Source organism: Pandoraea bronchicola (assembly GCF_902459805.1).
GTDB lineage: Bacteria > Pseudomonadota > Gammaproteobacteria > Burkholderiales > Burkholderiaceae > Pandoraea > Pandoraea bronchicola.
On record NZ_CABPST010000001.1, the window covers coordinates 80,487 to 96,496 of the forward strand.

A 16,010-nucleotide genomic window follows, 5' to 3' on the forward strand; every position below is an offset into this window, starting at 1 on the left:
TCGCTGGCGGCATTTCTTCGTCAGTCAAAGGGGGAGCATCGCTTGAATACGAGACGTATTGTCGTGACTGGGATGGGTATCGTTTCGCCGTTGGGATGCGGCGTTGAATCGGTATGGAACCGTCTCCTGAAGGGGCATTCAGGTCTGGCCGGTTTGCCCGGCGACGTCACGGAAGGGATTGCATCGAAGGTCGGCGGCGTGGTGCCCATGTTGACGTCAGACTGTCCATGGGGATTCGATCCGGACCTCGCGGTAGCGCCCAAGGACCAGAAGAAGATGGACCGGTTCAGCCTGTTTGCGCTCGCCGCGGCGCAAGAGGCGCTGACTCAAGCCGGATGGCAACCTGAATCCGAAAAAGCCTGCGAGAGGACGGCAACCATCGTGGCGTCTGGCGTGGGTGGGTTCGGCGCGATCGTGGACGCCGTCAGAATCACGGATAACCGCGGACCGAGGCGGCTTTCTCCTTTTACCGTTCCCAGTTTCCTTGCCAATATGGCGGCGGGCCATATCTCCATCCGTCACGGCTTTCGTGGCCCCCTGGGCGCACCGGTGACTGCCTGCGCTGCCAGCGCACAGGCCATCGGCGACGCAGCGCGCCTGATTCGGGCCGGCGAAGCCGATATTGCCGTGTGCGGTGGGGCCGAGGCCTGCATCGATCGAGTCAGTCTGGGGTCGTTCGCCGCGGCAAGAACCATGTCCACCGGCTTCAATGATCATCCCGCGCAGGCATCGCGCCCGTTCGATACCGGACGAGACGGTTTTGTCATGGGAGAAGGCGCCGGCATGCTCGTCATCGAAGACCTGGAGCACGCATTGCAGCGAGGCGCCACGCCGATCGCGGAAGTACTCGGTTATGGCACGAGCGCCGACGCACACCACATGACGTCTCCGCCCAACGACGGCGCCGGCAGGCGACGCGCGATGGAGCTCGCAATCCGGCAAGCGAATCTTGAACCCGGGATGATCGGGCACTTGAACGCACACGCGACGTCCACGCCCGTAGGCGACATCAGCGAGCTCGCGGCCATCAAGGCGATATTCGGAACAGGTCGAGGCCCCGCCGTATCAGCCACCAAGTCGTCGACAGGACATTTGCTTGGGGCAGCCGGCGGCGTGGAAGCCATTTTCACCGTGCTCGCACTGCGCGATCAGCTCGCGCCGCCTACGCTCAATTTGACGGCGCCGGATTCGGCGGCGGAAGGCATCGACATCGTCGGCGGATCGCCCCGCAAGATATCGACGGAATATGCAATCTCCAATGGCTTTGGTTTTGGGGGTGTCAATGCCAGCCTGGTGTTCCGTGGACTCTGATTCTGGATTTGAGCCGAACGAAGATCCCGACCACAGGCCCTGGCATCGCCGAAAATCACAGGGCCGCGCCTGAGGGAACAGAACATATGTCAAATGATGACCGGACCAAGATAATTCCGAGAAGGACGCCGGAGTCAGCTGCCATGACAGCAAACGTCAGACGAGCGATGGCGATCACTGCGACACTAAATCGGTTGACATTCGACGATGCGGCCGAAGTCCGGGCGGTGTTCAGCGATCTCATCGGTAAGAAGGTGGACGACAGCTTTATGTTGATCCCGCCGTTCTACACAACCGGCGGCGTCGATATCAGTGTCGGTCGCAATGTCTTCATCAATCAGAATTGCACCTTCTATGATCTCGGCGGACTCGACATCGCTGACGATGTGATGATTGGGCCAAACGTGAGCATCATTACGACCAGCCATCCCATTGAACCTTCCCAGCGGCGCAACGGCGTCATCGCGAAGCCCATCGTGATTGAGAGAAACGTCTGGATCGCAGCCGGTGTGACGATTATCGGTGGCGTTACCGTTGGCGAGAACGCCGTTGTCGCGGCGGGATCGGTCGTCACCAAGGACGTTCCTCCGAACACCCTTGTTGGTGGGAATCCGGCTAGGGTTATTCGGTCGATTGCTGACTAACGGGCTCCGGTCTACTGAGCGAGCGTTCGATGACCCAAAGAACAGCCTGCAAGACTTGCGGGGCATCCATACTTCTCGATACCGCCGCCAAAAACGACGGGCTTTGCATGCCTTGCATGGGTGGTGACAGGACGCAGATTGAAGACGGGAGGAGGCACCGAGAGCGCGCGCGTTTGCACGAACAAAGTCCAGAAAGAAAATACTGGGTGTCCTTGGTGGGGCGAGTTCACCACGGCCCCGGCTTTGACGCCCTCAGCACACCCGAGAAGACCTATTTCGCCGTATCGTGTCTGATCGGCGAGGTCTACAACGGCGGCTTCTACCAATTCTTTTCCAGTCACTCGGGGCAGTTCTACAGCTATGCGATAGACGGCCTTGCTGAATTCGGGGCGACGCAATCAGTTGAATTGACAATTCGTGCGAAAGCGTTGCTGTTCGGCAGCAAGTCGGTTCCTGCCGATTGGCGAAGTCGAAACGACTTGTTGCCAAGTCTTGAAGCACTCGATGTCGAACTTGACAGGATCGACGGGGCGTTTTGGCAGGATCCGGACGAGCTTCACGAGCGTGGTTCGCGGTTTGCGCGAGCGCATGGACTGTACTGACAGCGCGTCATGATTTCGTCTGGAAACGCGCCAATCTTGAGAAAAAACGGTGAAACCGTCGAGCTGACATTCAGCGAGACCAGCCCAGATTTCGCCGCTAATCGATGTTCAGTCAAACGGGACTAGGCCTTCATCTGCCAAATGAATCGAAGCCTGTCACTTTGGCCTGACACGAGCGCTCATCGAATCAAGTGCCGTCAACCGTAATTGACTCATGCGCGCTATTCATAACACCCCGAGGCAGGAGGACTACCCGTCGCGCCACGGCAAATCTTCCGGGTGAGCACCGGAAGTTCACTAATTGCATCGCAACCGCGCCAAGCCGTTGCGATGTGACAATAGCGCACGGCACACGATGGCAGATCAGCTTATGCTTGCAACTTAAATTTTGAGAAGGAGACAGCAGCATGAAAATGGAGGCATTTGCTTTTGGTACGACCAACTGGGCCGACGTTGAGACGACGGAGCACAGAGGCGAGACCGGCGTAGCTTATTGGCGCACCCGTTTTTTTGGTGAACAACCGAATCAAATCCGAGTGCGGATGGTGGAGTACACCGCCGGCTATCTAGCGGACCATTGGTGCCAAAAAGGGCACGTCCTCTTTTGCCTCGAAGGCGAGTTGGAAACAACCCTTGAGGACGGGCGAAAATTCGTTTTGACACCCGGCATGAGCTATCAGGTTGGAGACAACGCCGAGCCACATCAGTCCTATACGAGGACGGGGGCCAAGCTCTTCATCGTTGACTGAGTCGTCGCGATTATGGTCCAAAGGACTGCTTGATTATCGGAAGGTCCATAGTGGGTCGAAAACCGTCGTCCGCATATGGCAAGAATCGGTTGTGGATTCAACCGGTGGATGCAACACATATTGAGACAAGCATTGCAGGGGCAAATGAATGGCGATAGCCACGTTGGAAGACTGCTGGTTTCGAGGGTGGAGATGATCGCCACCTCGCACACGGTGTGCTGGCCCGCCCTTGACATGGCTCGGTCAAATCTCGCCACGTCGCGGATTGACGGGCAGGTTGACTCGGACACATAGAAGCGCGATAGGCAGGGGTTGCGCGTAGCGTGAAGCCGCTGAACGATGATCCGGGTCTTTTCTCTGCGTTCCTTTGGCTAGCCACGAATAGTTATGGGGCGCCATCGCACCAAGCCACGCCGCAGCCGGCTCCAGGTATGTCCAGCACTCACTCCCTCGTAACCAGCACATCTCGCCGTCGCTCAGGCAGATGTCGGGTAATCCCGAGAAGCGACAATTCCTCGCATGGCACCCCATATGTCTCATGTGCTACGCTCGATCACAGCGAATCCCGTACAAGAATACGCAACGATCACGCGTGCATAGCGGGCACCAATACCAGTGGAGAAGACGCCGAATGGAACCGATGTACGACACAGGCCTTGCGCGCCGAGAAGCAAACTACGTCCCCCTGACGCCTATCGATTTCATCGCCAGAGCCGCTGACGTGTACGGTGACAGGCTCGCCGTGGTGTATGGCGACACTCGTCGCACGTGGGCCGAAACGTATGCGCGGACCCGACGCCTCGCCAGCGCGCTGCAGCGCGCCGGGATCGGAACTGGCGATACCGTGGCGGTTCTCCTTCCCAATATTCCCGAGATGGTCGAGGCTCATTTCGGCGTACCGATGGCAGGAGCGGTGCTCAATACGTTGAACACCCGGCTGGATGTGCAAACCATCCTGTTCATGTTGCGGCACGGCGAGGCGAAGGTTCTGATCATCGACACCGAATACTCGCAAGTCGCACGGGCCGCCGCAGCAGAATTTCCGGCGCTGCGCATCGTCAGTGTTGCGGATGCCATGCCGGCAGATCCCTCGGCGTTCGCATCTGCCGTCGACTACCCGACGTTCCTGGACGGGGGCGACCCGGAGTTTGCCTGGTCACCGCCTGCGGACGAGTGGGACGCGATTGCGCTCAACTACACGTCTGGAACCACCGGCGATCCAAAGGGCGTCGTGTACCACCATCGCGGCGCCTATCTGAATGCCGTTTCGAACATCCTTGAGTGGGATCTTCCGAAGCACGCCGTCTATTTGTGGACGCTGCCGATGTTCCACTGCAACGGCTGGTGCTTTCCCTGGACCATCGCTGCACGTGCAGGTGTCAACGTTTGCTTGAGAAGGTTTGATGTGAATCAGGTTTTCGAGTTGATACGCCGCGAGAAGGTGACCCACTATTGCGGTGCGCCGATCGTTCAGAGTTCGCTCGCAAACGCGCCCTCAGAACTTCGGCACGGTATCGGCCATCGCGTAGCGACGATGGTCGCCGGCGCGCCGCCGTCACCGGCAGTGATAGGAAAGCTTAACGACATCGGGGTCGATGTGACGCACGTCTACGGGCTGACCGAGGTCTATGGTCCGGCGTCGGTATGCGCACAGCAGGCGTCGTGGTCAGCACTGGATGACGACGCCCGGGCTGCGCTCAATGCCCGGCAAGGCGTGCGGTATCACCTGCAGGCCGCGGTAACGGTACGTGACCCCGCTACGTTGGAGGCAGTCCCTCCGGACGGGGAGACCATTGGCGAAATCATGTTTCGTGGCAACATCTGCATGAAAGGGTATCTGAAGAACCCGAAAGCCACCGACGAAGCATTTTTCGGCGGATGGTTTCATACGGGGGACCTCGGCGTCATGTCTGCGGACGGCTATATACGCATTAGAGACCGAAGCAAAGACATCATCATTTCCGGCGGGGAGAACATCTCCAGCATCGAGGTTGAGGACGTGCTTTACCGCCACCCTTCCGTTTCCGTTGCCGCAGTCGTTGCAATGCCCGATGCAAAGTGGGGCGAAGTTCCTTGCGCATTCGTCGAACTCAAAGCAGGCGCAACGGCGACCACCGAGGACATCATCCAGCACTGCAAAGCGCACCTGGCAGCCTTCAAGGTGCCGAAGCGAGTGGAGTTTGGCGAACTGCCAAAAACGTCGACGGGGAAGATCCAGAAGTACGAATTGCGTGCACGCGTCCAATCGGCATCCGCGATCGATCTTGCCGGCGATAGTGCAACCGGAATGCCGCGCACCTCGTCCGACAGCAAGGTTTGACACAGCGGATCTTCACCGCAAAAGAACCGGCCTGAGCCCCTAACGACTCAGGCCGGTTTCCTTCGTGCCCGATTCGGGCGAGCGTCGCGCGCGCTGTCAGGCCCGCCAGTGTCGGCAACGAATGTGGACCGATCATGGTGTCATGGGCACTTTCGGGGGCCCGTGGTGGCGCCACGCCGTGCCGCGCCGCGCCGGGGCGCACTTGCGTTGATAATAGCTGCCGAGGGACAAGCGGACTTCCTTTCGTCCGTGCACGCGATATCAACCAGATCACGGCAATGCATTCACTGAGCGCTACCGTACCCATCTCACTCGTTCGGGGCTTCCTCGACGGCGTAGGCGCGCCGCCTGATGTCGTCAGGCAATACCTCGAAGCGGCAGGTATTTCCGACGCCTTGCTGACCGAGCCCGGAGCGCGTGTCACGGAATCGCAATTCTCCACGCTTTACCGCGCACTTGCGATCGAGTTCGACGATGAAATGCCGGGTATCTTCGAGCGTCCTCTGCGTAATGGCACCCTGAAGTATCTGTGCCTCAGCCTGCTCGACGCGCCCAACCTCGAAACGGCAATGCACCGCTTCGGCCAGTTCATGCATCTGATTCTCGACGACTTTCGATTTGAGTCGTCACGCGTGGGCCCTATAGCCGAAATTGTGTTGCGGGCGGGGCCCGCCGGCGTGAGCGCCCTGGGCCAGCAGTTGATGCTGAAGCTCGCGCATGGCGTGGGGTCGTGGCTCATCGGTCAAAAGATCCCGCTCCTGCAGGTGGAATTCGCGTTTGAGCGGCCTCCTCACGCCGTCGATTACCTCTATCTCTTCCCGGGACCGGCGCAGTTCGACTGCAAACAGACACGCATGCGTTTCAGCGCTTCCTATTTCGATATGCGCGTGCGTCAGCGCAAGGCCGACCTGCGCAAGTTTCTCGCGCGAGCGCCGGAGGATTGGATATTCGTGGCCTTCAACGAGCAACTCACGAGCCATCGGGTCAGGGATTGTCTTGCCTCGCGACTGCCCGATATGCCGTCGATCGATGACGTTGCTCAAGTCCTCAACTGCTCGGTGCGCACGCTTTGCCGGCGGCTGTCCGCCGAAGGCTCGGCGTTCCAGACGCTAAAGAACGAATTGCGACGCGATATTGCGATCCAGCGCCTCACCGAAACCCAGGACGCGATTGCGGCGATCGCCGCCGATGTCGGATTTGATGACCCAACTGCGTTCCATCGCGCGTTCCGTCAGTGGACCGGCAGCACGCCGGGCGAGTATCGGCACGCCGCACATCGGCCCGTTGCGCCCCGCTCGCCCAGGGCCTGATCGACGGCCACGGCCGACGGCACGGCCGACTTCACCCCGCATTCCGGCCCTGCCGGGGAACCCTCCCCGGTCGACTCGTGGCCGAAATTGTCAATAGATGGTCCGGTTTGGTTATCGGGATTCCCGACGATCGCCGCTACGATCTGCTCGATAGTTGCCGTGCAGGACCTCAGCGTTCCGGTGTCATGGCAGGCCTCTTCACTACCGTCCACTGGAAAGCACCAGAATGAGCTATATCGCCCCCGTCAAGGAAATGCGCTTTGTCATGCAGGAACTGGCCGATCTGGAGCGCGTCGCGGCGCTTCCCGGCTTCGAGGACGCCGGGCTGGACTGCGCCCAGGCCGTACTCGACGAGGCGGCCCGCTTCAACGCCAACGTCATCGCGCCGCTGAACGTCGAGGGTGACGTCAACCCCAGCAGTTTCAAGGACGGCGTTGTCACCGCAACGCCCGGCTTCAAGGAAGCCTTTTCTCAGTTCGCGAACGGTGGCTGGCAGGGCGTTGTCCACCCGGCCGAGTACGGCGGTCAGGGACTGCCCAAACTGATCGCGACCGCCTGCATGGAAATGCTCAATGCCGCAAACCTGTCGCTGGCGTTGTGCCCGGTGCTGACCGACGGGGCCATCGAGGCGTTGCTCATTGCCGGCAGCCCGGCGCAGAAGGAACGCTACGTGCCGAAGCTCATTTCGGGTGAATGGACCGGCACGATGAACCTGACGGAGCCGCAGGCAGGTTCGGACCTCGCGTTGATTCGCACGCGTGCCGAACCGGCCAGCGACGGCAACTACCGTCTCTTCGGCACGAAGATCTTCATCTCGTGGGGCGAGCACGACATGGCCAGCAACATCGTGCATCTCGTACTCGCTCGCCTGCCCGGCGCCCCCGAGGGCGTAAAGGGCCTGTCGCTTTTCATCGTGCCGAAATTCGTCGTCAACGAAGACGGCTCGCTGGGTGCCCGTAACGACGTGCATTGCGTGTCCATCGAGCACAAGCTGGGCATCAAGGCGAGTCCGACGGCGGTGCTCCAGTTCGGCGATCACGGCGGGGCCATCGGCTATCTGGTTGGGGAAGCCAACCGCGGCCTCGAATACATGTTCATCATGATGAACGCGGCACGTTTCGGCGTCGGCGTGCAAGGCATTGCCGTGGCCGACCGCGCTTATCAGCGGGCCGTGGCCTATGCGAAAGACCGCGTGCAGGGGCGCGCCGTAGACGGCTCGTCGAAAGCGCCCCTGAGCATCATCAAACACCCTGACGTGCGCCGGATGCTCGCGACCATGCGTGCGCTCACGGAAGGTGCCCGGGCGCTCGCCTACGTCGCGGCAGCGCACAGTGACATCGGTCACCGTCATGCCGATGCGTCGGTGCGTGCCGACCATCAGGCGATCTACGAATACCTCGTGCCAGTGGTGAAGGGGTGGAGCACCGAGTTGGCAAACGAGGTCGCCAGCCTTGGCGTGCAGGTGCATGGCGGCATGGGCTATATCGAGGAAACGGGGGCCGCGCAGCATCTTCGCGATGCGCGAATCCTCGCCATTTATGAAGGCACAACGGCGATCCAGGCCAACGATCTCGTCGGCCGGAAGACGCTGCGTGACGGCGGTGCTGTCGTCAAGGTGCTGATCGCAAAAATCGACGAGACCCTCGCGGCATTGTGGGAGCACAAGTCGTACGAATCGAGCGCGGCGTTCCGGGCGCTCCACAAGCGGCTTGGGGCCGGGCGCGAATCGCTCGCGACCGTGGTCGACTACGTACTCACGCACGCCAAGGACGATCCCAACGCCGTATTTGCCGGCAGCGTGGCGTATCTGAAGCTGGCCGGCATCGTGCTGTCCGGATGGCAGTTTGCCCGTGCGTTGCTCGCCGCCACGGACAAGCGCAACGACGATCCCTCGTTCTATGACGCCAAGGCGGCAACCGCCCATTGCTTCGCGACGCAGATCCTGCCGCTCGCAACTGCACTGGAAGCCGCCATCGTTGGCGCCCACGACGGCAACGAAGGTGCGTTGGCGTTGACCGACGACCAGTTCTGACGCAGGGGTTGGACATGCTCAACACAGCAAGCCCGATCGAACAGGCTGGCGCACGCGAATCGATGGATTATGACGTCGTGATTGTCGGCGGCGGGCCGGCCGGACTGTCCGCGGCGATCCGCCTCAGGCAGTTGTCTGTCGAGAGCGGCGTCGAGTTGTCCGTGTGCGTTCTGGAGAAGGGCTCGGAGATCGGGGCTCACATCCTGTCCGGCGCCGTCATGGACCCACGCGCCATGACCGAACTCATCCCCGACTGGAAGGGGAAAGGGGCTCCGCTATCGGTGGAGGTCACCGAGGACAAGTTCCTGTTTCTCACGGAAGCCGGTTCGAAGCGGGTGCCCGCCTGGGCACTTCCGGAGAACTTCAGGAATCACGGCAACTATGTCGTTTCGCTCGCCAATGTGACGCGGTGGCTGGGACAACAGGCGGAAGAACTCGGTGTCGAGATTTTCGCCGGCTTTGCGGCCGCCGAAGTGCTTTACGATGACGACGGGGCAGTCAAAGGCGTTGCGACCGGCAACCTGGGCATCGGCAAGGACGGCAAGCCGACGGAGAATTTCCAGCTCGGCATGGAGTTACACGCGAAATACACGCTCTTCTGTGAGGGCGCACGCGGGCAGTTGGGCCGTCAACTGAACGAGAAGTTCAAGCTGAGCGATAACGCAGATCCTCAGGTCTATGGCATCGGCATCAAGGAAGTGTGGGAGATCGAACCGTCGAAGCATACGCCGGGCCTGGTCATGCACACGGCCGGCTGGCCACTCGAGAACGACACATACGGCGGCTCGTTTCTCTACCACATGAACGATTGTCAGGTGGTAGTCGGCTTCGTCGTTGGCCTGGGATATTCGAATCCGTATCTGTCGCCATTCGAGGAGTTCCAGCGATACAAGACGCATCCGGAAATCCGCAAGGTGCTCGAAGGCGGGAGACGCCTGTCTTACGGCGCGCGCGCGATGACTGCGGGTGGCCTGATGTCCTTGCCGAAGCTGGTATTCCCTGGCGGCGCGCTCGTCGGTGACGACGCTGGCTTCCTGAACGCATCGCGTATCAAGGGATCGCATGCAGCGATCAAGTCCGGCATGTTGGCTGCCGACGCGGCATTTGAGGCATTGCAGGCAGGGCGTAAAAGCGATGAGCTTACGGCCTATCCCGAGGCGTTCAGGAATTCCTGGCTGTACGCCGAGCTGCACCGCGCCCGAAATTTCAAGCAATGGATGAGCAAAGGTCTGTACCTGGGCACGCTGATGGTCGGCATCGAGCAAAAGGTGCTGCGCGGCAACGTCCCGTGGACGCTGCACCACCAGCATTCGGATCACGAGACGCTGAAACCGGCCTCGCAGTGCAAGCCGATCGAATACCCGAAACCCGACGGCAAGCTCACCTTCGACAGATTGTCCTCGGTGTTCATCTCCAACACCAATCACGAAGAAAATCAGCCGGCGCATCTGACGCTGAAGGATCCGGCGGTTGCGCTGAACGTGAATTGGCGGACTTATGCGGGGCCAGAATCGCGCTACTGCCCTGCTGGCGTCTACGAGTATGTGAAGCAGGACAGCGGTGGCGAGCAACTCGTCATCAACGCGCAGAACTGCCTCCACTGCAAGACATGCGACATCAAGGATCCAGGCCAGAACATCGTTTGGGTCGCACCTGAGGGCGGCGGCGGCCCCAACTATTCCAACATGTAATCGAACCCCGAACGTGCTTCATGGCGTGAGGCACGTCCGGTGTCCATTGGGAGACACAAGAAATGCAAAGAGAAGTCGTTGTCGTCGGTGGCGTTCGCACGGCTATCGGTAAGTTCGGCGGTAGTCTGAAAGACACCCCACCGACCGAACTGGGTGCGATCGTGGTGCGCGAGGTACTCGCGCGATCGAACGTGGCGGGCGCCGACGTCGGCCACGTCGTGTTCGGCAACGTTATCGCCACTGAGCCGAGGGACCTGTATCTGGCGCGCGTCGCGGCACTCGACGGTGGCATCTCGGAAGCGACGCCTGCCTTCAATGTCAACCGCCTCTGCGGGTCCGGGCTGCAAGCCGTCGTCTGCGCTGCGCAGTCCATTCTGCTGGGTGACGCCGACATCGCAATCGGTGGCGGCGCCGAGAACATGAGCCGTGCGCCATACATTACGCCCGACACGCGCTTCGGCGCTCGCATGGGCAACGTGCAACTGATCGACATGATGTTGGGCGCGTTGCACGATCCGTTCCAACGGGTGCATATGGGAGTCACCGCGGAGAACGTCGCGCGCAAGTACAGCATCACGCGAGAGCAGCAGGATGCCCTCGCGATCGAATCGCACCGCCGCGCCTCGCATGCCATCGCCGAGGGCCGCTTCAAGGAGCAGATTGTTCCCGTGACTCGACGCGTGCGAGGCAAGGAAGTCGTATTCGATACCGATGAACACGTGCGCCAGGATGTCGAACAGACCGAGCTGGCAGAGCTGCGTCCGATATTCCAGAAGGAAAACGGAACGGTGACGGCTGGCAACGCCTCCGGCATCAACGACGCCGCTGCGGCCGTCCTGTTGATGGAGCGCAAGACGGCGGAGGTGCGAGGTCTGAAGCCGCTGGCGCGTCTGGTGTCCTACGCGCATGCCGGCGTCGACCCGCTCTATATGGGCATCGGCCCCGTACCTGCGACGCGCATCGCGCTTGAGCGTGCGGGACTCACCGTGGGCGATCTCGACGTGATCGAAGCCAACGAGGCCTTTGCTGCACAGGCCTGCGCAGTGGCACAGGAGCTTGGGTTCGACCCGGCGAAAGTGAATCCGAACGGCTCGGGTATCTCACTGGGCCATCCGATCGGTGCGACAGGCGCACTGATTACTGTCAAGGCACTGCATGAACTCAGGCGCGTGAGCGGACGCTATGCACTCGTCACGATGTGTATTGGCGGAGGCCAGGGTATCGCCGCAATCTTTGAGAATCTTCAATAAGTTGCGCACGAAACCGCAACCCCAGCCACTGAGGGCAATGATGGAAATTGGCACGATAGGAATTGTCGGCGCGGGTACGATGGGTATTGGCATCGCGCAGACCGCCGCTACCGCCGGATGGAATGTCATCGTGATCGATGTCGCCGAGTCAGCCCTGACGAACGGGCTGGCACGGCTGGAAAGCAATCTCGATCGGCTTGTCGCGAAAGACAAACTCGACTCGGAAGCACGGGACGCTGCGCTCGCGCGGGTCAGGTTCTCGACGGATTATCAGCAACTGTCGGCTGCCGATCTCGTCATCGAAGCCGCAACGGAAAATGTCACCCTCAAGCACCGGATTCTGGGGCAGATCGAATCGGTGGCGCGTCCCGGCGCCATCATTGCGACGAATACCTCGTCCATCTCGGTCACGGCGTTGGCGGCGAGTCTGAGCGACGCTTCGCGTTTCATCGGCATGCACTTCTTTAACCCGGCGCCGCTGATGCCGCTCGTCGAGATCATTCGCGGGCTGCAGACGAGCGACGCCACCGCGCACGCGATTAGCGAGTTGACAAAGCGTCTCGGAAAGACGTCGATTGTCGTCAGGAATTCCCCCGGGTTCGTGGTGAACCGTATCCTGGTGCCGATGATCAACGAGGCCTTCTTCGTGCTTGCCGAAGGTATTGCGAGCGCCGAGGAGATCGACACGGGAATGAAGCTTGGCGCGAATCAGCCGATCGGCCCGCTCGCGCTCGCGGATCTGGTCGGACTCGACGTCTGCCTGTCCGTCATGGAAGTGTTTCTGAACGACTTCGGAGACCCGAAGTATCGGCCGGCGCCGCTGCTGCGCGAGTTCGTCGCGGCGGGACGGCTCGGGCGGAAAACAGGTCAGGGTGTCTATCTTTACGACTGAATATCGAAAGGGCATCAGGAGGATGCCCTTTCGATGGCAGGTCTGACGCCCTTGCCAGACGGGCGGCCAGGCGCGAATCGATCATCACCGTCACTGGCTTGGCAGGCTGGGACGAGACGGGATAAAACCAACATCAGATTCAGGAGACAATGATGCAGGACGAATTGACGAACGGCACCCCCTCGGCATACGCCTATCCCTTGCTGATCAAGCAGCTTTTGCATACACCGCTGGCTCACGCCCCGGAGCAGGAGATTGTTTACCGCGGGCAACAGCGAATGACGTACCGGACGATGAACGAGCGCATCTCCAGACTCGCTAACGCCCTTGCCGAGCTAGGCGTCCGGCATGGCAGTACCGTCGGCGTAATGGACTGGGATAGCCATCGCTATCTGGAATGTTATTTCGCTATCCCGATGATGGGAGCGGTGCTGCAGACGGTCAATGTCCGACTGTCCAACGCGGAAATCGCGTTCACGATCAATCACGCCGGCGCCGAAGTGCTTCTGGTCCATACCGATTTCCTGCCGGTGATCGATGCGATCAAAGATCAATTGAAATCCGTCCACACCTTCGTTCTCATCGACGAAGACGACGACGCCCTCACGACACATACGATTCCGTTCACGACGGAGTACGAGCGCATGCTCGCGGCGAGCGATACGCATTATTCGTTCCCGGATTTCGACGAAAACACGCGCGCCACCACGTTTTACACGACCGGAACCACGGGGCAGCCCAAGGGGGTGCATTTTTCTCATCGGCAACTGGTACTTCACACGATCAGCGTGATGGCCGGGTTGGCAAGTCCGGCCTCCGGTCAACGGCTTCATCGTGGCGATGTCTACATGCCGATCACCCCCATGTTCCATGTTCATGCGTGGGGCATGCCCTACGTCGCAACGGTCTTGGGGCTGAAGCAGATCTACCCGGGGCGCTATGCGCCCGACCGGCTCGTGGGGCTCATCCGTGACGAGGGCGTGACCTTTTCGCACTGCGTCGGCACGATCCTGCACATGCTGCTGAACTGCCCCGAAGCGAAGACAGTCGACTTCAGCCGGTGGAAAGTCATCGTTGGCGGAAGTGCGTTGACACAGGGCCTGGCGAGGGCCGCGTTCGCGCGTGGCATCGATGTCTTTACGGGCTACGGCATGTCGGAAACCGGCCCGATCCTCACGCTGGCGCAGATCAAGCCCGACCTTGGCCCACTCGATACGGACGAGGAGATTCGTCTGCGCTGCAAAACCGGCCTTCCCGTTCCTCTGGTCGATCTGCGGATTGTCGATGACGCGATGGCAGACCTGCCGCACGATGGCAAGGCCTTCGGCGAAGTGGTGGTGCGCGCGCCATGGCTCACGCAAAGTTACCTTCACAATCCGGAAGCATCGGAGCAGCTATGGGAGGGCGGGTATCTGCATACCCAGGATATCGCCAGCATCGACCCGGCTGGCTACGTGCAGATTACCGATCGACTGAAGGACGTGATCAAGTCAGGCGGTGAATGGGTGTCGTCGTTGGAAATCGAGAACCTGATCTCTCGACACCCTGCGGTCTCCGAGGTGGCGGTGTTCGGCATCAAGGACGAGAAGTGGGGCGAGCGGCCGGTCGCACTGGTCGTATTGAAGAAGGACGCGGGTCCCGTCGACGAGGAAGCGATCAGGCAGCACCTGCTCGCGATTGCCGCGACTGGAGAAATCTCAAAATACGCGGTGCCGCAAATCGTCAGGTTCGTCGACTCGCTGCAAAGGACCAGTGTCGGCAAGTTGAACAAGAAGGCGATGCGCGAACAGTTCGTCTGACCGACGACCGCGAGGCGGGACACCGGCCGGTCGCGCTATTCACGAGGCGAGCATTTCTTGATCCGCCTGAAAGCGAGGCTAAACACGCTCGCCGAGTCATGGTTACGTCACGCAACGGTAACCGTTTTGCTGACTCATATCACGGCATTGCGAACGTCGACGCGATCGCGAGCGAAAACGAGATATGCCGAGACACTTCCCGGCGCCCCCCATTGCAGGCGGGAGCGCCGGGAAGCGAGTCACGCCGTTACTGCGTCGCCAGCTGGAGTACCAGTTCGCGATAGATGTCGCGCGCGCCTTCGAGTTGATCGAGGGCAATCGATTCATCGATGGTGTGCGCGTCTTCCTCGTTGCCGGGCCCCAGTCCGATGGTCGGAATTCCGCGTCGCCCCGCAGACTCCGACCCATTGGTGCAGAAGCGCCATGTGCCAAGGCTGGCGACTCGGCCCGCCGCCCGGACCGCGCGCCCCGCGGCCGACACCAGCGCATGATCGTCTGCAATCTGCCACGCCGGCAACCATCGGAAGGGCCGCGCGCAGCAGCCGGTGAACGTTCTCACCTTGTCTCCCGTCACCGCGAGCGTGAAGCGCTCCAGTCCCGCAGCGCGCAGTCGCGATTCGATAGCGCAGAGCACATCCTGCGATGTCTCACCCGGCAACGTGCGCCGGTCGAAGCGGATCGTCGTTGCCGTCGGGATCATCGAGATCGATGGGTACGGTGTCGAGACGATGTCCGTCGGAACCAGCAACGCGTCGCCCAGCGACGCATGCGTGGGCAATTGCAGATCGTTCAAGGCGACCAGGGCACGCGCAGCCGCATTCAACGGGTTCACCCCGCACTCGGGCGACGCTGCATGCGCAGGCGTGCCCTCGAACGTCAGCAGAATTTCCATGCGCCCCTTCTGCCCCGACTTGATCTGGAGCTTCGACGGTTCGCAGATGATCACAGCCGCAGGCGAACACCGGTCAAGAACCGGCGCCAGCGCAAAGCCTTCGATCACCTCCTCCATCACGCTGGCCGACACCGCGACGCGTTGCGTCAGGCGCCCCGTTGCCGCAGCCTGCGCAACGCCACACACGGCCGCCGCGAGGCCTCCCTTCATGTCGGTGCTGCCGCGTCCGTAGAGTCGGCCATCGCGAATCTCCCCCCCGAAGGGCTCGACACGCCACGTGCCGACCACGGGCACCACATCCATGTGGCCGTCGAACAGTACGGCGACATCCGTGCCCGCCGGGCCGATGAGGCCCAGCACCGAGCCGTTCTCGTCGCGATGAATCTCGTCATAGCCGAGATCGCGCATGCGCCGCTCGACCAGCGCCGCCATGCTTCCCTCGTCACCCGAGAGACTCGGCGTGCGCACCATTTCCTGCGCCAGGGTAATGACATCGATCGTCATGTCGTTCAGGCTCC

The 16,010-nt window shown here is 61.0% G+C and carries 12 protein-coding genes; 11 read left to right on the plus strand and 1 reads right to left on the minus strand.

The annotated features are described in order from the left end of the window. Positions 1-42: 42 nt before the first annotated feature. The 11 genes from fabF to PBR20603_RS00425 all read left to right on the plus strand — a co-directional run bounded on the left by fabF (position 43) and on the right by PBR20603_RS00425 (position 14,600). Positions 43-1,311: a beta-ketoacyl-ACP synthase II gene (fabF, locus tag PBR20603_RS00375; RefSeq protein ID WP_150558256.1), complete on the plus strand. Its 1,269-nt coding sequence runs from the start codon at positions 43-45 to the stop codon at positions 1,309-1,311. 86 nt (positions 1,312-1,397) lie between these two features. Then, positions 1,398-1,955 carry a sugar O-acetyltransferase gene (locus tag PBR20603_RS00380; protein ID WP_150557590.1) on the plus strand — a complete coding sequence of 186 codons (558 nt, stop codon included), beginning with the start codon at positions 1,398-1,400 and terminating at the stop codon, positions 1,953-1,955. Positions 1,956-1,984: 29 nt separating this feature from the next. Continuing rightward, a complete protein-coding gene (locus PBR20603_RS00385; RefSeq protein ID WP_150557591.1) occupies positions 1,985-2,557 on the plus strand; it encodes a DMP19 family protein in 573 nt (190 codons plus the stop codon). A 407-nt stretch (positions 2,558-2,964) separates the two neighbouring features. Then, complete coding sequence (locus PBR20603_RS00390; protein WP_150557592.1) at positions 2,965-3,306, plus strand: DHCW motif cupin fold protein; 342 nt, start codon at positions 2,965-2,967, stop codon at positions 3,304-3,306. A gap of 631 nt (positions 3,307-3,937) precedes the next feature. Beyond that, positions 3,938-5,626: an acyl-CoA synthetase gene (locus PBR20603_RS00395; protein WP_150557593.1), complete on the plus strand. Its 1,689-nt coding sequence runs from the start codon at positions 3,938-3,940 to the stop codon at positions 5,624-5,626. A 278-nt stretch (positions 5,627-5,904) separates the two neighbouring features. Beyond that, a complete protein-coding gene (locus PBR20603_RS00400; RefSeq protein WP_150557594.1) occupies positions 5,905-6,936 on the plus strand; it encodes an AraC family transcriptional regulator in 1,032 nt (343 codons plus the stop codon). 226 nt (positions 6,937-7,162) lie between these two features. Next, positions 7,163-8,968, plus strand: coding sequence for an acyl-CoA dehydrogenase (locus PBR20603_RS00405; RefSeq protein WP_150557595.1), 1,806 nt, complete (start codon positions 7,163-7,165; stop codon positions 8,966-8,968). A 14-nt stretch (positions 8,969-8,982) separates the two neighbouring features. Beyond that, positions 8,983-10,659 (plus strand): electron transfer flavoprotein-ubiquinone oxidoreductase, encoded by a 1,677-nt coding sequence (locus tag PBR20603_RS00410; protein ID WP_174977729.1) that lies wholly within the window; start codon positions 8,983-8,985, stop codon positions 10,657-10,659. A 62-nt stretch (positions 10,660-10,721) separates the two neighbouring features. Beyond that, positions 10,722-11,909, plus strand: coding sequence for a beta-ketothiolase BktB (gene bktB / locus PBR20603_RS00415; protein ID WP_150557596.1), 1,188 nt, complete (start codon positions 10,722-10,724; stop codon positions 11,907-11,909). Between the two features lie 40 nt (positions 11,910-11,949). Further along, a complete protein-coding gene (locus PBR20603_RS00420; protein ID WP_150558258.1) occupies positions 11,950-12,801 on the plus strand; it encodes a 3-hydroxybutyryl-CoA dehydrogenase in 852 nt (283 codons plus the stop codon). 152 nt (positions 12,802-12,953) lie between these two features. After that, positions 12,954-14,600 carry a fatty acid--CoA ligase gene (locus PBR20603_RS00425; protein WP_150558259.1) on the plus strand — a complete coding sequence of 549 codons (1,647 nt, stop codon included), beginning with the start codon at positions 12,954-12,956 and terminating at the stop codon, positions 14,598-14,600. 247 nt (positions 14,601-14,847) lie between these two features. Here the strand turns inward: PBR20603_RS00425 and PBR20603_RS00430 are convergent, their stop codons facing one another. Further along, positions 14,848-15,996: a YgeY family selenium metabolism-linked hydrolase gene (locus PBR20603_RS00430; protein ID WP_150557597.1), complete on the minus strand. Its 1,149-nt coding sequence runs from the start codon at positions 15,994-15,996 to the stop codon at positions 14,848-14,850. Positions 15,997-16,010: the final 14 nt, after the last annotated feature.

Coding starts and splice junctions, on each gene's coding strand:
- PBR20603_RS00380 (WP_150557590.1), top strand. CDS start 1,398: ATGTCAAATGATGACCGGACCAAGATAATTCCGAGAAGGACGCCGGAG.
- PBR20603_RS00385 (WP_150557591.1), top strand. CDS start 1,985: ATGACCCAAAGAACAGCCTGCAAGACTTGCGGGGCATCCATACTTCTC.
- PBR20603_RS00390 (WP_150557592.1), top strand. CDS start 2,965: ATGAAAATGGAGGCATTTGCTTTTGGTACGACCAACTGGGCCGACGTT.
- PBR20603_RS00395 (WP_150557593.1), top strand. CDS start 3,938: ATGGAACCGATGTACGACACAGGCCTTGCGCGCCGAGAAGCAAACTAC.
- PBR20603_RS00400 (WP_150557594.1), top strand. CDS start 5,905: ATGCATTCACTGAGCGCTACCGTACCCATCTCACTCGTTCGGGGCTTC.
- PBR20603_RS00405 (WP_150557595.1), top strand. CDS start 7,163: ATGAGCTATATCGCCCCCGTCAAGGAAATGCGCTTTGTCATGCAGGAA.
- PBR20603_RS00410 (WP_174977729.1), top strand. CDS start 8,983: ATGCTCAACACAGCAAGCCCGATCGAACAGGCTGGCGCACGCGAATCG.
- bktB (WP_150557596.1), top strand. CDS start 10,722: ATGCAAAGAGAAGTCGTTGTCGTCGGTGGCGTTCGCACGGCTATCGGT.
- PBR20603_RS00420 (WP_150558258.1), top strand. CDS start 11,950: ATGGAAATTGGCACGATAGGAATTGTCGGCGCGGGTACGATGGGTATT.
- PBR20603_RS00425 (WP_150558259.1), top strand. CDS start 12,954: ATGCAGGACGAATTGACGAACGGCACCCCCTCGGCATACGCCTATCCC.
- PBR20603_RS00430 (WP_150557597.1), bottom strand. CDS start 15,996: ATGACGATCGATGTCATTACCCTGGCGCAGGAAATGGTGCGCACGCCG.